The sequence below is a fragment of the Streptomyces sp. CA-243310 genome (assembly GCF_050936775.1).
In the GTDB taxonomy this organism is placed as follows: Bacteria; Actinomycetota; Actinomycetes; order Streptomycetales; family Streptomycetaceae; genus Streptomyces.
On record NZ_JBNJMF010000003.1, the window covers coordinates 773700 to 792260 of the forward strand.

General features: G+C 70.5%; 18 protein-coding genes. 10 read left to right on the forward strand and 8 right to left on the reverse strand.

The window, feature by feature from the left end; translation table 11 throughout:
• Positions 1–2: 2 nt before the first annotated feature.
• Together ACQEVM_RS36655 and secD are read left to right on the forward strand one after the other, a co-directional pair.
• Entirely contained in the window at positions 3–713 is a 711-nt protein-coding gene (locus tag ACQEVM_RS36655) for a response regulator (RefSeq protein WP_433086714.1), read from the forward strand.
• 626 nt (positions 714–1339) lie between these two features.
• Complete coding sequence (secD, locus tag ACQEVM_RS36660) at positions 1340–3628, forward strand: protein translocase subunit SecD (RefSeq protein ID WP_433086716.1); 2289 nt, start codon at positions 1340–1342, stop codon at positions 3626–3628.
• Between the two features lie 204 nt (positions 3629–3832).
• Here the strand turns inward: secD and ACQEVM_RS36665 are convergent, their stop codons facing one another.
• Both ACQEVM_RS36665 and ACQEVM_RS36670 read right to left on the reverse strand, forming a co-directional pair.
• A complete protein-coding gene (locus tag ACQEVM_RS36665) occupies positions 3833–4249 on the reverse strand; it encodes a hypothetical protein (protein WP_433086718.1) in 417 nt (138 codons plus the stop codon).
• A 141-nt stretch (positions 4250–4390) separates the two neighbouring features.
• Complete coding sequence (locus tag ACQEVM_RS36670; protein ID WP_433086720.1) at positions 4391–5074, reverse strand: class I SAM-dependent methyltransferase; 684 nt, start codon at positions 5072–5074, stop codon at positions 4391–4393.
• A gap of 445 nt (positions 5075–5519) precedes the next feature.
• Between ACQEVM_RS36670 and ACQEVM_RS36675 the strand changes: the two genes are divergently transcribed.
• Positions 5520–7361 carry a glycoside hydrolase family 15 protein gene (locus ACQEVM_RS36675; RefSeq protein ID WP_433086722.1) on the forward strand — a complete coding sequence of 614 codons (1842 nt, stop codon included), beginning with the start codon at positions 5520–5522 and terminating at the stop codon, positions 7359–7361.
• Between the two features lie 18 nt (positions 7362–7379).
• On the opposite strand, the gene ACQEVM_RS36680 is transcribed toward ACQEVM_RS36675, so the two are convergent.
• Together ACQEVM_RS36680 and ACQEVM_RS36685 are read right to left on the reverse strand one after the other, a co-directional pair.
• Positions 7380–7886: a DUF4383 domain-containing protein gene (locus tag ACQEVM_RS36680; RefSeq protein WP_433086724.1), complete on the reverse strand. Its 507-nt coding sequence runs from the start codon at positions 7884–7886 to the stop codon at positions 7380–7382.
• Positions 7887–8060: 174 nt separating this feature from the next.
• A complete protein-coding gene (locus ACQEVM_RS36685; protein ID WP_433086726.1) occupies positions 8061–8363 on the reverse strand; it encodes a DUF6479 family protein in 303 nt (100 codons plus the stop codon).
• A 219-nt stretch (positions 8364–8582) separates the two neighbouring features.
• On the opposite strand from ACQEVM_RS36685, the gene ACQEVM_RS36690 reads away from it, so the two are divergent.
• On the forward strand, positions 8583–8735 hold the full coding sequence (locus ACQEVM_RS36690; RefSeq protein WP_433086728.1) for a hypothetical protein: 153 nt from the start codon (positions 8583–8585) through the stop codon (positions 8733–8735).
• Here the strand turns inward: ACQEVM_RS36690 and ACQEVM_RS36695 are convergent.
• The gene (locus ACQEVM_RS36695; protein WP_433086730.1) at positions 8732–9235 is read right to left on the reverse strand and encodes a hypothetical protein; all 504 of its coding nucleotides are present in this window, start codon (positions 9233–9235) and stop codon (positions 8732–8734) included. The genes ACQEVM_RS36690 and ACQEVM_RS36695 overlap by 4 nt on opposite strands.
• A gap of 151 nt (positions 9236–9386) precedes the next feature.
• Between ACQEVM_RS36695 and ACQEVM_RS36700 the strand changes: the two genes are divergently transcribed.
• Positions 9387–9509 carry a hypothetical protein gene (locus tag ACQEVM_RS36700; protein ID WP_433086732.1) on the forward strand — a complete coding sequence of 41 codons (123 nt, stop codon included), beginning with the start codon at positions 9387–9389 and terminating at the stop codon, positions 9507–9509.
• Between the two features lie 190 nt (positions 9510–9699).
• Here ACQEVM_RS36700 and ACQEVM_RS36705 read toward each other — a convergent pair whose 3' ends face one another.
• The gene (locus ACQEVM_RS36705; RefSeq protein WP_433086734.1) at positions 9700–10113 is read right to left on the reverse strand and encodes a hypothetical protein; all 414 of its coding nucleotides are present in this window, start codon (positions 10111–10113) and stop codon (positions 9700–9702) included.
• Between the two features lie 90 nt (positions 10114–10203).
• A complete protein-coding gene (locus ACQEVM_RS36710; protein ID WP_433086736.1) occupies positions 10204–10872 on the reverse strand; it encodes a TetR/AcrR family transcriptional regulator in 669 nt (222 codons plus the stop codon).
• A gap of 58 nt (positions 10873–10930) precedes the next feature.
• On the opposite strand from ACQEVM_RS36710, the gene ACQEVM_RS36715 reads away from it, so the two are divergent.
• The 5 genes from ACQEVM_RS36715 (at position 10931) to ACQEVM_RS36735 (ending at position 17558) form a co-directional block, all read left to right on the forward strand.
• Entirely contained in the window at positions 10931–12379 is a 1449-nt protein-coding gene (locus ACQEVM_RS36715) for an MFS transporter (RefSeq protein ID WP_433086738.1), read from the forward strand.
• Positions 12379–12774, forward strand: a complete 396-nt coding sequence (locus tag ACQEVM_RS36720) for a cupin (protein WP_433086980.1) — start codon at positions 12379–12381, stop codon at positions 12772–12774. Before ACQEVM_RS36715 ends, ACQEVM_RS36720 begins: the two co-directional genes overlap by 1 nt.
• A 1259-nt stretch (positions 12775–14033) precedes the next feature.
• Positions 14034–14291 (forward strand): hypothetical protein, encoded by a 258-nt coding sequence (locus tag ACQEVM_RS36725; protein ID WP_433086740.1) that lies wholly within the window; start codon positions 14034–14036, stop codon positions 14289–14291.
• Between the two features lie 362 nt (positions 14292–14653).
• Positions 14654–17080: an eCIS core domain-containing protein gene (locus ACQEVM_RS36730; RefSeq protein WP_433086742.1), complete on the forward strand. Its 2427-nt coding sequence runs from the start codon at positions 14654–14656 to the stop codon at positions 17078–17080.
• Between the two features lie 265 nt (positions 17081–17345).
• The gene (locus ACQEVM_RS36735) at positions 17346–17558 is read left to right on the forward strand and encodes a hypothetical protein (protein WP_433086744.1); all 213 of its coding nucleotides are present in this window, start codon (positions 17346–17348) and stop codon (positions 17556–17558) included.
• A 254-nt stretch (positions 17559–17812) separates the two neighbouring features.
• On the opposite strand, the gene ACQEVM_RS36740 is transcribed toward ACQEVM_RS36735, so the two are convergent.
• Positions 17813–18547 (reverse strand): SDR family oxidoreductase, encoded by a 735-nt coding sequence (locus tag ACQEVM_RS36740; protein WP_433086746.1) that lies wholly within the window; start codon positions 18545–18547, stop codon positions 17813–17815.
• Positions 18548–18561: the final 14 nt, after the last annotated feature.

Sequence of the window (18561 nt, forward strand, 5' to 3'; positions counted from 1 at the left end):
CGATGCCCGACCCCGCCCCTCCTCCCGAACCCGTCTCGGCCCCCGCAGCGCCCTCCCCCCGCACCGGGCCGATCCGCATCCTGCTCGCCGACGACCACGCGCTCGTGCGCCGCGGCGTACGCCTGATCCTCGACCAGGAGCCCGACCTGCGGGTCGTCGCCGAAGCGGGGGACGGCGCGGAAGCCGTCCGCGCTGCCCGCACCGAGGACCTCGACCTCGCCGTCCTCGACATCTCCATGCCCCGGCTCACCGGACTCCAGGCAGCCCGCGAACTGGTCGTCCTCAAGCCGGACCTGCGGATCCTGATGCTCACCATGCACGACAACGAGCAGTACCTCGTCCAGTCGCTCAGGGCCGGCGCCTGCGGGTACGTACTGAAATCCGTCGCCGACCGCGATCTGGTGGGCGCGTGCCGGGCCGCGATGCGCAACGAGCCGTTCCTCTACCCCGCCGCGGCCGGCCCCCTGGTGCGCAGCCGTCTGGACCGAGCGGCGAGCGATGCGGGCGGCCCCGGGGATCTCCTCACGCCGCGCGAGGAGGAGGTGCTGAAGCTGGTCGCGGAGGGCCATTCGTCGAAGGACATCGCCCAGATCCTGTTCATCAGCGTCAAGACCGTGCACCGCCACCGGGAAAACCTGATGCACAAGCTCGGTCTGCGAGACCGGCTGGCACTGGCCCGGTACGCCATTCGCTCCGGACTCATCGAAGCCTGACCTCCGGCCGCTTGCCGCCCTCCCCACCCTCCCGCGTGCCTGCCCGCACCTGCTCGGTGATACCGCACATTTCCCTTGGCCATTTCGCACGTCGACACCCGGAAAGGGGCGGTACATGGATCCGGCACCCGGCGCCGCCCCGGCCGCTCCCCACCGGTTCGCGGCGGCGCCGGCGCTGCTCCTGGCCGTCCTGCTGACGGCGACCGCCACGGGGAGCGGGCCCGGCGTCCCAACGCCGGTGGCCCGTTCGACGGCAGCGGCCACGGCGACGACGCCCCCGGACCACGACCACGACCGTGAACGTGAACGTGCCCGTGATGCGGCCCGTCCCGGCTACGGGGAGCCCGTCGTCCGTCCGGCCCAGGCACGGCCCCGTCCCGCACACGTCGACGAGCGGCCCTCCCCGCCGGACCCCCGAACCGGGAACATGTGCGGTGCCGCCGCTCCGGCGATCACCGGCCCGCGCGTGCCGGTACCCACCCGCCCGCTTCTTTCGGACTGCTGCCCCGCCCAGGACAGTGGACGGTCACCTCCCGCGCCTCCAGGCACGTGACGACACCCCCTTCCCCCCGGCCGCGGCACCGGAAACAGCCGCCGCGACCTGCTTGCCTGGAGACAGACCTCTCGTGAAACGTCGCACACGTCGAGGCGGTACGTCGCGCCTGCGCACACTGCTCGCCCTCGCGATCATCGCCGGTTCGCTCGCCCTTGCCCTCACCACGCCGATCCGCCTGGGACTCGATCTGCGCGGAGGCACCCAGATCGTGTTGGAGACCCGCTCCACCCCCACCGCTCCCGCCGGCCGCGAAGCGACCGACCGCACCCTGGAGGTCTTGCGCGGCCGTATCGATGCGCTCGGCCTCGCCGAACCCACCCTCGTCCGCTCCGGCGACCACCGCATCATCGTGGAACTGCCCGGCGTCCAGGACCCGAAGAGAGCCGCGGACGTACTCGGCCGCACCGCACAACTCACCGTCCACGAGGTACTCGGCACGGCAGCCGATCCCTCCACCACCGACGCTCCACGCGCCGGGCCGGGCGCGGAAAGCGTTCTGCCCGACGACTCCGGGCAGTTCCTGCGGTTGAAGGCCGCCGGCCTGACGGGAACGGACGTCAAGGGCGCGGCTGCCCGGTTCGACCGGCAGGGCGGCGACGGGTGGCACATCACCATCGACTTCACCGACCAGGGCGGCGACGGGTGGATGCAGGCCACTGCCGCGGCCGCCTGCCACGGGGACGGCGACCCCCGGCGTCGTATCGCCATCGTCCTCGACGACCGGATCATCTCCTCGCCACAGGTCGGCCCGGCCGTCTCCTGCGCAGCAGGCATCTCCGGCGGATCCACCCGGATCACCGGTGCCTTCGGCGAATCCGAAGCCCGGGACCTCGCCCTCCTCATCTCCGGCGGAGCCCTCCCCGTGCCGGTCGAGACCATCGAACAGCGCACCATCGGCGCCGGCCTCGGCGATGCGGCGATCAGGGCCGCCGCTCTGGCCGCAGCCATCGGCAGCGCACTGACCGCGCTGTTCGTCATCGCCGTGTACCGCCTCATGGGCCTGCTCGCCACGATCGCCCTCGCCGGGTACGGCCTGATCTCCTACGCCGCCCTCGCCGCCCTCGACGCGACCCTGACCCTGCCCGGCCTCGCCGGATTCGTCCTGACCATCGGAATGGCTGTGGACGCCAACATCCTTGTCTTCGAACGCGCCCGCGAGGACTACGCAGCCCGCAGCCGCCCCAGTCCGCGCGCGGCCCTCACCGCAGGATTCCGCGGGGCGATGAGCGCCGTCGCCGACTCCAACATCACCACACTGATCGCCGCCGGCCTGCTGTTCACGTTCGCCTCCGGCCCCGTGCGCGGCTTCGGCATCACCCTCGGCATCGGTGTCCTGGCCTCCATGATCAGCGCCCTGCTGATCACCCGAGTACTGGCCGAATATGCGACGAACCGCCGTTGCGTACACCGTCGTCCCCGTATCACGGGGATCGCGGGAACCGGGTGGGTACGCGACCGCCTGCTGCGCCGCAGTCCCCACCTGATGCGGCGCCCGCGGCGCTGGCTGGCCGCCTCGGCCGTGCTCCTCGTCCTCAGCGCGTCCGGCATCCTCGTCCGCGGGCTCGACTTCGGTATCGAGTTCACCGGCGGCCGGCTCATCGCGTACGGCACCAGCCGTCCCGTCGATCCCGACCTGGCGCGCACCGCACTGGCCGACGCCGGGTTCCCCCGCGCGCTCGTCCAGTCCTCCGGTGCCACCGAGTTGGCGGTCCGGTCCGAGAACCTCACGGACGGCGAAGCGGCCACGGTCGCCTCGACCATCGGCCGGCTCGGCGGCGAAACCGAGGTGATCCGCGACGAGCTCATCGGGCCCACCCTCGGCGAAGAGCTGCGCCGCAACGCCATCGTGGCTCTCTGCCTCGCACTCGGCGCCCAACTCGTCTACCTTGCGATGCGGTTCCGCTGGATGTTCGCCACCGCAGCCGTCGGCGCGCTCGCCCACGACGTGCTCATCCTCATCGGTGTGTTCGCCTGGCTCGGCAAACCCGTCGACGGCGTCTTCCTGGCCGCCCTCCTGACCGTCATCGGCTATTCGGTCAACGACTCCGTCGTCCTCTTCGACCGCGTCCGCGAGCTCCTGGCAAGCGACCGCACCGGATCGCCGTCCCGCCTCACGAACCGGGCGATCCTCCAGACCCTGCCCCGCACCGTCAACACCGGGACGGGTGCGGCACTGGTCCTTCTGTCCCTCGCCCTGCTCACAGATGGCTCCCTCACCGATTTCGCCCTCGCCCTGCTCATCGGCCTCGCCGTCGGCACGTACTCCTCCGTTTTCATCGCGGCCCCCCTCACCGTCGAACTGGGCCCGTCCGAGAAGACGCGGAGGTCGCCGCGGCCCCGTCGGGGATCCCGCTCCTGACATCGCGCGGCGGCGCAGCGGGAGCCGTCGGTGCCGGCCGGTCGACACCTCACGGTCCCGGCACCGACGGGCTCCCGCCGTCCGCGGCGTGCTGACATCTGCGATCGAGGCGAGCCCAGTGCGGCAGCCGCCCTCGGATCGACGGGGCCGGCGTCACCTCGCAGACGGACGGCGGCGGTGGCGGGGGCGGCCCGGCCCGCGAGTTCAAGGCCGCAGGCGGAAGCTCCTCCGCCACCTTCCCCTCCACGGGAGGCCCGCCGGGGGCAAGAACGCGAAGTGCACCTTCACCAAGGGCGGTGACGACAACACGCAGGTCCCCGGCACCGCCGGACAGCCCGGCTCCGCACGCATCCCCTCGGGCGTCCGGGGCGGGCGGGCGTCAGGTGAGGGGGCCGGGCGGAACTTCTGGTTGGCGGTGTTGTGCCACTCCTGCGGGAGGACGGGTGCGTCGCTCCGGCTGCTCTGGCTGCCGATCTCCATGGCCTTGCCGCTGTGCCGGGACTCCAGGCGGGGCCGCGCGGGGACGGCGGTGTTCTCCTTCGTGTCCCAGACGATGTCGTTGCCGTCGACGTACAGGCCCCGGTACGGCACCTCGTAGAAGTACTTGAGCGTCCCGAACACGGCGAGGGGACCCAGAACAGGGAGCCCTCCTTGTGGAGGAAGCGTTCGTTGATCACTCGGCCGGTCTTACGCACGTGGCCGCGGTCCGCACGTGGCCGCGGTCCGCACGTGGCCGCGGGCCGCACACAAGGAAGCCCGACTTCAGCCACGGGCCCGCAAGGCCACGAAGTGACGCTCCCCTGCCGGTGACCCGTCGGTCCACTGCTCGACCGGTGTCCAGCCCGACTTCCTGCCGTGCACGATCAAGGCCCGGGATCCGACGGCCGCCCACGAGAAGACGGGGCCGGGCGTCATCTGCCCGGCATGGATCCGCACGCGGCGCCGCTCGTCGATGTCGGTGGGAGCGGTTTCCGCGATCAGCAGCCCCCTGAAGCGGACCAAACCGTGCACGCGTTCGAGCAGGCGACGAGGATCCCCGCCGATACCGATGTTCCCGTCGACCAGAAGTGCGGTGTCCCAGCCGCCTTCCCCGGGGAGCGAATCGAACACGGATCGACTGACCGCCGTGCCGCCTCGACAGACCGTGGAGATGATGGCCGTCGGACACACGTCGATTCCCAGGACACGCTGCCCGCGCCGGGCAAGCTCCTCGACCAGGCGTCCGGCCCCGCACCCGATGTCCAGCACACTGCCCACGCATCGGTCCACCACCGCCCGGTCAGCGGCATCAGCCTCCCCACACCAGCGGCGGATGTCCAGGGGCAGACACCAGCCCTCGGCATCCCGCAGCGTGACGGCGCCCGCCGATGAACAGAGAGCCTCGGCGTACGGGCCTCGCTGCCAGGGCTCTGGGCCGCCCATCGGCATCGAAGCGGCGGCGCTCACACACACTCCTGTCAGTCGTCGACTGCCGGCCCCATGACGATCGGGTGGGCGAACCGGTCATGTCGGTGCGGCAGCCATCGCAGGCTGTGGCGCCGGCTTCGGCTTGCCAGGTGCTGTCCCGGTCGACGTTAGGTCCGCCTGCCCGCGAATGCCTGCCGGGAGAACCGGACGGGCGACCGAGGGTGGGGACTGCGGGCGTTCGGGTGGCAGGCAGCGCGTTGCCAGTGCGGTGTCGCTTCGGACGCAAGCGCAGCGTGTCTTCTGGTGGAGCTCTGGTTGCCCCGGGATGGGTGGCTGTGGCTCATCACTGCCCGCCCCGGGGCCTGCCGTCACGTCGCCGGCCTCGGAGCGGGCAGTGCCCGGGCGCGCAAACACCGGCCGGGGCTCCGGATGGTCGTCGGCGTTGGCCGGGGTTCCGGGGACCGTCGAACAGGGGAGTGTCAACGTGAGTGACCGGCCCATCGGCGACTACGCGGTCCTTTCGGACTGCCGGTCCGCGGCGCTGGTGAGTTCGGGCGGGTCGGTGGACTGGCTGTGCTTCCCGCGGTTCGACGGCCCCGCGGTCTTCGCCCGGCTCCTCGATCAGGACGCGGGCCACTGGTCGATCCACCCGACGGGCCTGCCGGCCGAGGTGAGCCGCCGCTACCTGCCTCACACCCTGGTCGTGGAGACCACCTTCCGCACCCCCACCGGCATCGTGGTGCTCCGCGACGCGCTGGCCCTGGGCAGGCGTGAACGCGGACATGCCATGGGGGAGTCCTCGCCGGGAACCCTGCTGCGCCAGGTCACCTGCGCGAGCGGCCGGGTCGACATCGCCGTGGAGTACGCCCCGCGACCGGAGTTCGGATTGATCAAGCCGGTCTTCACCCGAGACCGCGGAGGACTGCTGGCCCGCGGAGGCGCCCAGGTCCTGATGCTCGCCACGGACCTCGCCTTCCGGCTGGAGGGATCGACAGCTCACGCCGAGGCCACCCTCAGGGCCGGGGACCGGCTCGGCTTCGCGCTCAGCGCCGAGTCGGCCTGGGGACCCGATCGCAAACCGTGGTCCCGACGCAGCATCCGCCGCCGGCTGGCCGACACCGAAGCGGGCTGGCGTTCCTGGTCCACGCTTCACTCCGCCTACACGGGCCCCTGGGAAGAAGAGGTCCGCCACAGCGGGCGGGTGCTGCGCGCCCTGACCTACACCCCGACCGGGGCGATCGTCGCCGCGGCGACGACCTCGCTCCCGGAGAGCGTCGGCGGCAGCCGCAACTGGGACTACCGCTACACCTGGGTGCGTGATGCCAGCCTCACCCTCCAAGCCCTGGCCACCGCCGCCTGCAAGCAGGAGAAGGCCGACTTCTTCGCCTTCCTCGCCCAGGCCGCCGCCACACAGTTGGAGCGCGGCGTCGACCTCCAGGTCATGTACGGCATCGGCGGGGAGCGCGACCTGAGCGAACGCACCCTGCCGCACCTGTCGGGCTGGCGGGACAGCAGCCCGGTACGCGTCGGCAACGACGCCTGGCGCCAGCGACAGCTCGACGTCTACGGAGAACTCCTCGACGCCGCTCACCAGACCCTGCCCCACGCCGAACTCCTGGACCCGCCGGTCCGCACCTTCCTGCGTCAGTGCGCCGAAGCCGCCGCCCGGCGCTGGGCCGATCCCGACCAGGGCATCTGGGAGGGACGCGGCCCAGCCCGTCACTTCCTGCACTCCAAACTCATGTGCTGGGTCGCCCTGGACCGAGCCATCGACCTCGCCCCCGCCCTCGGCGCCCAAGCCCGCGTCACCGACTGGCGGCACATCCGCCAACAGATCCGCGACACCATCGAGGAACAGGGCTACAACGCGCAGGCCGGCGCGTTCACCCAGGCCTTCGGCAGCCACCGCCTCGACGCCTCCGCACTGATGCTGTCCCTCACCGGCTTCCTCCCCGGCGACGATCCCCGCGTGCGCTCCACGATCGAGGCGATTGCCGGCGGGCTCACGGACTCCCGCGGTCTGGTGCGCCGCTACCTGAAGGACGACATCGACCACGACGAGGGCACCTTCCTGCTCTGCACGTTCTGGCTTGCCCAAGCCCTCGCCCTGGCCGGCCAGAACACACGCGCCCGCCAGATCTTCGACAACGCCCTCACCTACGCCAACGACCTCGGCCTCCTGCCCGAGGAAGTCGACACCCGCACCGGCGAAGCCCTCGGAAACTTCCCCCAGGCCTTCAGCCACATCGGCCTCATCAACGCGGCCCACGCGATCCGCGATGCCGAAGCCGCCCTCGAACAGCAAGCCGGCGCGGGCCTCGCCTGAGCGCGGATCGCCGAACCCTCAACCGCGGGGGTGGCGGGAACGCCAGTACGGGTTGTCGTGCGGCAGGGACCCGCTGACGCGCCCGTACATGCCGAAGGTCATCAGCAGCAGTCCGGTCACGAAGCTGAAGAAGACGTTCTGCAGGTGGAACGCGAAGACGTTGAAGCGGGTGTCCAGGACGGCGAGGCCGGCGAAGCCGGCCGCGAGGAAGGCGACGCCCAGGGTGATGTTGACGGTGGACGCGGTGTTGCCGCCGATCACCGCGCCGGCCAGCAGCAGTCCGCCCACGAGGAGGGAGGCCACGCTCAGCGCGCCGTTGCCGCCCAGGCCCATCACCATCCCCCCGCTGGTGCTGAAGAATCCGATCCGGTCGATCAGACCCAGAATTCCGAACATGATGAGGAACGCGCCCATGAGCCCCGCGCCACTACGGTAGACACGGCGCAACCGGTGATCGACCGGAAGATGGTCGTCGAGGACGACCCCCCGCCCGCGGCGGGCCTGGTTCTGCGTGACAGTGGCCATGACGATCGGGCCTCCTTCATCCCCCGTGTGTCGATGGCGCGGGCGGCGCCCACCGGTGGCGCTTGGCGTATCCGACGGCGACTGGTGGCGCGCACCGAAGTCCGCGAATCCTGAACCCGCCCAGCTCGTGCGCGGGTTGGGGTGTTCGAAGGTGGACTCCCTGGCGGCGCGGGCCTATTCGGGGTGGCTGTGGGTGGTGGAGCCGCCGTTGCCGTACCCGCCCATCTGGTGCGGGCGCAGACCGCCCTCGGGGAATCCCGGCGACTCGTGCTCCTCGCGCACTTCGTACACGGCCCCTCCGACGGGCAGGTGAGGCTGGCTGTCGAGACCGGGCGGCTGGGGTTCGTGTGCCCGGATCCGCCGGCCCAGCACAAACGAGCCGATCAGGAAGCCGACGACGAGAAGACCGACGATCAGGAACCAGGCGATGTTCGTCAGGGTCCGGTCCATTGCGAGGTCGTACAGGCCAGAGTCCATACCTCCACAATGGCCCACACACGCTCATTCGTGACGAAAATCTATGAGACGGAAGTATTACGGCACTTCGCTCCAGTGGAGTGACGATGAGACCCCCGGGGCACAGGAAGCCGACGTGGTGGCCACACCGTGGGAGGCCGGGTGCATGGCGCGCCCTCCCTGCCAGGAGCCCCCGATGAGTTCTGCCACTGCCCTGCCCGACCCGATCGGGTCCCGCCGGTGACCCGCCGTGCGACCGGCTGCCGGGTTTCACCGCTGTTCGTCATGGGCGCGGTCCTCCTGCCCGCAGGGGGATTCCCGTACTCGGTGCCCGGCGGGCACCAGGGCATCCTGGCCGCCGGGGCACTCGTCCTCGGGACCCTCGCCGCCTAGCCGTTGTATGTCTTGAAGCTGATGACGGCGTTCGCTTCACCCTGCCATGTGACCGAGACCTCCACGGTGTCGATCCGTCCGGCCGAGGGCGGCACGAAGAAGAAGGTCTGGGGGGCGGCTGCCTCGCTCAGGACGGGCGGTCCGTCCTGGCGGGACGGCAGGCCGGTGAGCCAGTCGCGGACATCGGCGCGAGGCATGTGGAACGTTCCGGTCCAGGCGGTCGCGTAGATGCTGCTGTCGATTTCCGTGCAGGCCTCCTCGTCCAGGTGTGCCGGAGGCTTCCAGCCGATGCTCTTCAGGGCCTTCGCGCATGCGGCCGGACGTCTTTCGATCACCTCGGGCTGTCCGAGCACGTAGAGCACCCACAGCGGCAATCCGATCGCCGCGACAGCGATCAGCGTCGTCAGGAACTTCCGCCATAGCGGCCACGGCGGGGCCGGTGGCGGCGGCCGCCACGGTCGCAGTTTCGGCGCCCCCACGTAATTGCTGAAGTCCACCACGTGCCGGCTGCCCCCTGATCGATTTGAATGCGTTCAAGTTGAATGTGTTCAAGATTCTTGCACAGGTGACGGCCGAGCAGATGATCAGGGTGTCGACCAACTCGTCCTGGCGGGACCTGCCCGACGAGCTCGGCTCCCCTCGGTCTCCTCGATGTACCGGGTACTCCCGGAAGCCGGGGCCGCCGGGGTGGACGACGGCCTGCCGCTGCGGCCCAAGCCCACCCGCATCCGCCGGCCCGAAGACCCCGCTCCCGGCAGGGCGACCAGCCGCTGATCAGCGCCGAGCTGGTCACCGTCCAGCAGCAGCTCCACAATCCCCGCTTGTGGTCGGTCGCGGCCCGCCTGATGGCCCTCACTCGGACTACGCCGGGTGGACGTTGTCGCGATCATGGAGGCGCCGGCTGACCAAGGCGCAACCGTGCTGTGCCTCGAAGCCTGCCTGCCTCGCCTGCGTGAACTGGGCTTCAACTCTCCCGAGTGACGAGGCATGCCGGCGGGAGCGGAGCGACAACTCGCCGTGTGTGGTCACCGGGGGCGTACCGGCTCCAGGTTCTGCGGGCCGCGATGGCCAGGCGGGGGGCGGTCTTGTCGTGGTGGTCGAGTGCTTTCGCGATGACGGGGGCCGGGGCTTGAATGCGGAGCAGGTAGCCCTGGCCGCGTCGTACGGTCACCCCGTGGTCGAGCGCCGCGCGCTCTGCGGTCTCCAGTTCGGTGGTGCTGAGGAAGGCGGCTACTTCGCCGGGCATGTCGAGGACAACGGGCAGCTCCAGAGCCGGGGCGTCTTCCGCGATGGCGATCCGGCCGGGCATGAAGCCGGCGACCGCCGTGCGGATCGCGCCGCGGCTGACCTGGTCGCATTCAACCCTGGCTGTCAGCAAACCCTGTCGTCATCCACCATCGGATCTGATGGGCCGACACTTGCCGGTCGCGGTGTCAGCGGGCAGGTCCGCCGGGCAGCGGCGAGTCCGTCAGCGGCTGACGAGAAGTCCGTCCACCAGGGCGCGGAGTCCTTCCTGGTAGGTGTCCTCAGCGGTCAGCGGCGCCCAGCGGTCCGCGGCCTGTGCCAACCGGGGTAGCTCGCTCGGGTCGAGATCGGCGAAGACTTGCTCCCGGTAGGTCGCACGTCCATCGTCTGCGCGCCGTCGGGCCGCTGTTGTCCTGACCACGATCTCTCCCGCGGTGTAGTACCAGATCGCACGGTAGCCGTGCACGGACCGGTCGAGTGAGAGGCCGCATTCGAGCAGACCGTCGACGATCTGCTCGACAAACCACAGCGCGGATGTGGACATCAGGTCGTCGGCGGTCAATACCTCGACGATCCAGGGACAGGCGGCGAGCGCCTCGTGGATTGCGGTGGCGGCAGCGACGATCCGCTCGCGAGGGTGGGCGGGCAGTTCGGATCGGCGCAGTGTGTGTGAGGCGTAGTCGTCCAGCAGCAGGACGAGCAGTTCTTCCTTGTCGCGCACGTGGTGGTAGAGGGCCATGGGCGTACTGCCGATCTCCGCGGCCAGCCGCCGCATGGTCAGCCGGTCCACTCCTCCCTCAGCCACGATCCGGCCGGCTGTCTCGATGATTTCCTCGCGAGAGATACGGGGAGGTCGGCCCATGGTTTTGCGCGGTGTGGACGGTTGCGGCATGACCCCATCATCCCCCAGGTGTCGACAACGGCCACCCTCTGACGCTAACTTTCCTTACATGTATAAAAACTCCGGAGAAAGGCCTGGCGTGGTGCTGGCGGCAGCCGCTGTCGCCCAGTTCGTCTTCGCCTTGGACATGTCCGTGGTCAACGTCGCGTTACCCGCGATCCGCACCGCCCTGCGGTTCGCGCCGCTCGACCTGTCGTGGGTCGTGCACGTGTACGCACTCACGTTCGGCGGGTTCCTGCTGCTGGGGGGACGGGCCTGCGACCTGTACGGCCGGCGCAGGATGTTCGCCTTGGGGCTGACCGTCTTCGGGCTGTGTTCGCTGGCGGGCGGACTGGCTCAGGTGCCTTGGCAACTGATCGCCGCCCGTGCCGGGCAGGGCCTGGGCGCCGCCGCAGCTGCGCCGGCCGCGCTGGCGATGCTCACCACCACGTTCACCGAAGGCCCCCAGCGCGTGCGCGCGCTCGGGGTGTGGAGTGCGGTGAACGCCGCAGGCGGCGCGCTGGGCGTGCTGGCAGGGGGACTGCTGACCGAGTACGCGGGTTGGCGCTGGGTCATGCTGATCAACCTGCCCATCGTCGTGGCGGCTCTCGCGCTCATCCCCGCAGGGGTGCCCGCCGGAGCATCACCTGCCCGGCGCGAGAGGCTGGACGCGCTGGGCGCCGTCCTGGCGACAGGCGGAGTCGGGCTGCTGGTGCTCGGTGTCGTCCGCACCGACGTCCTTGGCTGGGGCTCCCCGGTCACGTGGGCGTCCCTGCTCGCCGCGGCCGTGCTGCTGGCCGCCTTCGTCTTCGCCGAGTCAAGGGTCGCCGCACCGCTGCTGCGCCTCGGCCTGCTGCGCAGCCGTTGGGTCGCCGGAGCGAACGTACTGGTGTTCCTGGCCGCGGCCGGGCAGTTCACGGCGTTCTACTTCGTGTCCCTGTACATGCAGCAGGTTCTGGGCCTGGGTGCCGCAGCAACCGGCATCGCATTTCTGCCCTTCTCCCTGGGCCTGGTCGCGGGAACCATCGCCGCGACACGCTTCACCGCGGCACGCACCCCCCGTGTGTCCCTGGTGCCCGGCGCCCTGCTGGCCGCCGTGGGCCTGGCCTGGTTCGCCCTCATCAGCCCCGACGGCAGCTTCCTCACCGATGTGCTCGGCCCGTCCCTCGTCACCAGCGTCGGTGCCGGACTGGTCCTGGCCCCGGTCGCCGCCGCCGCGACCACCGGCGTTGCTCCGCGCGAGGCCGGCATGGCCTCCGGCCTCATGAACAGCTCCCGCCAACTCGGCGGCTCCGTCGGTCTGGCTGTCCTGGCCACCGTCGCCGCGCGCCGCACCGGCGCGACCACCGGCCCCACCGCACTCAATGACGGCTACGCCTTGGGCCTGGCCATCGCCGCCGCCATCTTCGTGCTCGCGGCGGTCGTGGCGATCGGCGTGCTGCCACGCCGCCGTACCGTCACACCCCCTCCGCGACCCACCGCCCCCACCGAGAACCAGTTGGAAGGAACACCTTCATGATGACGACCACCGCCGTCGACCTCTTCGCCTCGGCGCTGCATTTCCATCCCGACGGCGAAGTCCTGGCCGCCGAACGGCAGATGACACGCAGCGGCTCCGGCGCCTGGCAGATCGCCACGTTTCACGTCGAGACCGATGCTGACGTGCACGCCGACCACTGGGAGGTGCACCCGGAGGCCGAGGAAGCCGTGTGCTGCCTGACCGGCGGCGTTCGGCTCTACTTCCGTCCCGACAGGCCCGGAGGAGCCGAGGACATGGTGCAGTTGCAGGCAGGCACCGCCGTGATCGTCCCGCGCGGCCGCTGGCACCGCCTGGAGCTGGAGGCCCCCAGCGACCTCATGTCGATCACCCTTCGCAACGGCACTCGCCTCGAAAAGCGCACCGATAGCCTCTGAGTCGAAGTCGGCCGGACAAGAAGGTCCGTCACCCCGTGCGCGACGTCGCCCAGTGCCCTCCCGGTCGCGGCACAGGGCCTGTCGGCTTCGGAGTTCGCTCACTGACCGAACCGCGCCCCCGACGTGTATCGGGCTGGCTGACCGCCGAGTCGGCGAGGTGGGTGCCGAAACAGGTGGACAGATTCGTTCCGAGACGCGGTCTTTGAATGCCTATGCGAAGAATCGTGCGGAACGGCTGTTGCGGAATTCTCTGCTCCGGTGGGGTGGCGGGCCACGATGACGTGCAGTGTGTGTAGGGCGCAGGCGAGGGTGACGGAATGTTCAGGGTCGGTAATCGGCCTCGTCGGGGCTGTGACGCGCCCGATTGCGGGTCGAGAGTCTGTGCTCTCGGCCCCGGTGGGCCGGACATCGGTACCGATACAGGGTGTACCGGCGCCTCGACTCGATGTCGGGCAGCTCAGGCTGGGAGGTGAGCCATTGGAGCGTCTACGACGGCGCCGGCACCTACCTCACCCGCCCGAAAGCAGATGTACCGCGCGCGGAGTGCTCCTGCGGCTGGACCGGAACCCGGCACACCGTCGACTGGACGACAGCAGGGGAGGCCCCGTTCCACGAGAGCGGACTACCCACCGCGAAGCGGTGCGAGGACGACTGGGACACCCACATCCGCGACGTCGCCAACACCACGATCCCCCTCCCCGCAGAGCTGGAAGCCCTCTGCCAGACCGGGACCGCCGCGATCGAGACTCGCCCAGGACTCACCGACCGCAGCTGTCAAAGCCGCCCGCACCCTGGAACTCATCGTCCCACGCCCCGCGCATTGGTCGGCCCAGGACGCCCGCGACCAGGACCCGCAGAGGGTGGCCCGCCGATCTGGGCTTGTCGGTGGACGCGACCCGCAGCCTGTTGGCCCGCTTCGGGGGTTGACACTCCCACGGCTGACCGGCGGCCACCGGCCCACGCCCCGGGTCATGCCGTGGGTCCCGTCCCGTGGTTGTCGGCCGGGCGGCGAGCCCGTGATCCGCGGCGGAATCGGTCTAGCAACCGGCGGTGCGGATGTCCTCGACATGGGTCTCGCGCCCTGACGTCACGGGCACGCGTGCTTGGAGATCGAAGAGGCGCTCAAACGGCGGAACCGCCATCCGGGAGCTCAACACGGAGCGCCTCCCGCGCACTTGCCGGCGAACACCATCCGCCCCCTTGAACGGCCCCGACGGCTGCTATGGTTCCGCCGATCATCATCACCTGGGGGGCAACACATGGACATCGGTCTCTTCCTGCTGGCATTCGGTCTGGTCAGCGCCATATCCGGCGGCTGGGTCGCACTCAACGTGCGTGACTCGGCCACCGCTCTGAATCACTGGGCCCAGGCCAACGCGGAACTGCGCCGGCACGCCCAGGGGAATCTCGGCCCCGAGACCCGGAGCGCTTCGGCCACCATCTTCCGCTATCTCGGTACGGCGGTGGGCCTGAGTGGGACCGTTCTTGCCTTGGGAGGCCTGGCGATGGTCCTCTGACCACTTCAGGCTCCACGCCTACAACCTGGCCGACTTCGAGGTATCTGCCCGCGTACGTGTCGTGTTCGCAGGCTTCACGGCCGCCCGTGGGTTCCTGAGGCGGGTAGGGACGCCCTTCCCGTTCTGGCGGTCAGATCCACAGGGTTCAGCAGCTTCCATCACTGCCGTCCGAGCCGGATGTGCCGTGCTGGTTCGCCGCAATGCCTGCTACAGCCGTTCCGGCCTCGTCCTCGCGCACGCTCTCACCGAGACAGCCACTGCCCCGACGGTCAGGACTTCCTGCCCTCGCGGTCCTTCCTCCGTGCGGGGCACCCGGTCTAAACAGGAACCGGCGGCCGTCGCCGCCGTAGGCGGGAGGACAGATGCGCAGTCAACGTGAGTCGAACGTCGAAGGGCCGGCTGCCGGCCGGACGGAACGTCCGGGGTGGCTGTCCGCGCCCTCCTTCGCGCAGGCCGCGGCGCAGCGGGTGGCGGCGGGCGGGGCGCTGACGCCGCAGCAGGCGGCCGCCCTGCAGGGCGCTGCGGGCAACGCGGCCCTGGTGCAGCGGCTCGCGCGGGACCGGGAGGACCCGGGCGCGGAGGCCCATCGGCACGGCGACGGCTGCGGCCACGCGCCCCTCGTCCAGCGCAAGTCGGCGGTCCTGGACGTGCTGGACACTCCCGGCGTGCCCCTCGACGGCCCGCTGAAGACCGAGATGGAGGGCCGCTTCCAGCGGAACTTCTCCCATCTGCGGCTGCACACCGACACCCGGGCGCAGGACTCGGCGGCGGAGATCGGCGCCGAGGCGTACACCTCGGGCTCGCACATGGTCTTCACCCCGGCCGCGCTGCGCAACAAGCGCACCGTCGCGCACGAGATCGCGCACACCATCGACCAGGAGAACGGTTCCGTGCCCGGGACGCCCCAGGGTGACGGAACGCGGATGTCCGCTCCCGGTGACGCCGGGGAGCGCTCGGCCGAGGCCAAGGCGGACGAGGTGATGAGCAGGCCGGTCGTACCGTCCTCGTCCGCGGCCGGGCAGGCCGACGGCATCGCGGCCGAGGGGCCGGTGGGAGGCGGGCACGGCGCCGCGGCTCCGACCGGGGCCGTGCAACGGACCGTCAAGATCGTCCTGGCCGACGGCAACGCCACCGACATGCGCACCCGTGCGCAGAAGGACGGCGCCCAGACCGATGCCGACGGGCTGCTGGCCTTCCTCCTCCAACAGGTCGCCGGAGAGGGCACGCTCTCCTCCGACGAGACGGCCGCGCTGCGACGCCATCAGGACACCGTCAAGGAGCAGTTGCACAAGTGGGTCTCCGGCGTCCCCGGTACCCGTGGCCCCAAGTCCCACCCGGACTTCGGGTCGAAGCAGCAGGACCGTACCTACTCGGGGTACAGCGACCTGGCGCGGGCGCTCGTGGGCTGGGTGGAGGCGAAGGACAACCGCCACCGGGAGAAGGAGCTGGCCGAGGAGGTGAAGAACAACAGCGATGTCGAACTGCACCTGGAATCGCTGTTGTTGCGCGTCCGGAAGTGGGTCGACGAGCAGCAGAGGAACGCGCCCGCCGACGAGAGCGGGCGGTGGGACGACGTGCAGCAGCAACTGGACACGGGGCTGACCCCGGGACAGGGGCACGACGGACTGCACGAGTTCGGGCACTACCAGAAGTACTACGACCGGGTGATCCAGGCGAAGATGGACATCCCCGAGCCCGTCCGGCAGCGGCTGCGGACCGCCATCAACGGCGGTATGGGGAAGGTGCTGAACCAGCCGACGCGGTTCACCTTCCGCGACAAGATCATCGTCCTGCACGACCTCATGGAGTTCTTCGGCCCGCGCAAGCCGTGGAACGCCGAGACCGCCGGCAACGGCACGGTCCCGGACGAGGACGGGATGAACCTCACCACCACGGAGATCGACGCGGACGGGAAGCGGACCGGTACGACCGAGGACCGCGGGCAGATGGCCTTCCTGATCCCGGGCAACCGGGTCCGGCCCATTCCCTCGACCCGCGCGGAGTACGCCGACAGCACCAAACTGGCCCGGCGGCACCACCTGCCGGTGTGGGCCGGGTCCTCGTTCACCGCCATGCGGATGCTCGGCCTGACCAAGGCCGTCGGTGGCACCATCGCGGAACTCAGCGCGGTGGCCTGGGGCACGTTCGCCTTCTGGCGCCTGGACTACGACCACACCTCGAACCTCGCCTACCACCCCTTGCAGGAGGTGATGGACATCGCGCAGAACTACGGGGTCCCGTACAACATGCTCGACCCGGAGAAGGACCTCGACCGCCACCGGAAGGGCAACACCAAGCGGGACCTGATCGCCGGCATGGGCGCCCTCGACCGCGAGCTGACGGCCGCCGAGCAGGACGTGGCGGACCTGATCGCCCAGTTGAAGACCAGCGCCGACCAGGGCCCGGAGGCCGCCACCGCCATCGCTCAGGTCCTGGAACCGATCCGGCAGTACCACCGCGACATCCAGGCGATGCACGTCCGGGTACGCGGGTTCCTGGGAGAGGTCCGCGCACTGGACGAGGGGTCGGGACCGGATGCCCGCAGCACGCTGCTCACTCAGCTCCGCGAGTATCCCTCGATGACCCACGAACTCGGCCGCCTGCACGACGGGATCCTCGCCCTGCGCGCCCAGGTCATGCTCCACCTCGTGGAACCGGAGACCGCCGTGCCGGACGCCGCTCCGGAAGCCGGGCCCTCACGGCACGACTACGACCCGGCGATCGGCGTGGGCATGGAGCCGATCATGGTCAAGAGGCGCCCGAAGAAGGGCAGGAAGAAGCGCCCGTGACCCGGCACATCTGATCCCTCACCGCCCGCCAACAGGGCCGATGGAGCGCGTCGGCGGCCCCGGGCCCCAACAGGCTCCCAAGCGTTGCGCGCCTCCCGGGGCCCCCGCCCCTCCGGGGGCCCTACACCCCGCGATGCTCGGTGGCGGGCCGACATGCGGCAGCTGGTGCCCGAGCAGGCCCAGGCAAGGGACGCGCGGGACGAGCGAGAACTGGGCGAGCGCCACGGTGTCGCCCAGGCCGCGATGCGGGAGATCAGGAACTGGCGTGGCCACGCGGCTCTGGCGCAGGCAGAGCAGCAGCAGCGCCGGATCCTCGCCGAGACGCACCCCGAGCTCCACAAGGCCGAAGCTGCGGCCCGCATCTTCCACGCACGCCTGGTCGAAGCCCAGCCACAGCCACAGCCACAGCCACAGCCACAGCCACAGCCACAGCCACAGCAGCGGCGGCGGCAAGCGCCGCCGCCGGCTGCCGTGGTGACGTCATCGCAGCAGCGCGGGCCCCGGGCGAGGTACTGAGAACGGCTCCGGGCGCTACAGCGCGCAGAGCCGCAGCAGTTTCACCGATGGATCGTGCCGGGCCCGAGGCTGCGACGGCGCCCGTCTTGGCTTGTGCGCCCACCAACCACCAGTAAGGCCCGTGGGGACGGGCGCCGCGCACGAGGTCGGTGATCGTCACGGCGGGGGTTGAAAAACATCCCGGCAGGCTTCGGGCGGAGACGGCGCGGCACGGTCTCACCAGGGAATCGGACCGTCCTCGGCCGAGAAGGCGCCCGTCGGCCCGTCCTCGCCCGCCGTCGCCAGGTCAACCGCCACGGCCGCGCCCTCCTCCGCCGTGCGTATCCCGGAGTGGCGGTTGAGGTCGGTCGCGCAGTAGCCGGGACTCACCGCGTTGACCAGGATCCCTTCGGCGCGCAGTTCATTGGCGTAGAGCACGGTGATCGCGTTGAGCGCGCTCTTCGAGGTGCAGTAAGGGAGGAGGATCGAGGAGTAGGGGGACCACGGGCTGCCCGGGTCGGCCAGGTGGGCGAGGGAGCCGAGTTCGCTGGACATGTTGACGATGCGTGCGGCGGCGGAGCGGCGGAGCAGGGGGAGCATGGCGTGGGTCACCGCGATGACGCCGAACACGTTGGTCTCGTAGACCTGCCGGACGGTCGCGGCTGGGGTTTCACTCGGCTTTTGCGGTCCGGCGGCGACCGCGGCGTTGTTGACGAGGATGTCGAGGCGACCGAACGTGGCGTCGATGTGCCGGGCGGCGGCCTGGACCGAGGCCTCGTCGGTGACGTCCAGCGGAACGAACCGTACGTCCGCGCCGCCCGCGCGAAGCTCCTCGGCCGCCGCCTCGCCACGCTCGGCATTGCGGGCGCCGATCAGCACGGTGATGCCGAGGGCTGCCAGCCTGCGCGCCGTTTCCTTGCCGATGCCCTTGTTCGCACCGGTGATCAGAGCAGTCTTCTGCGAAGTCGTCATGGCACCCAGCCTCC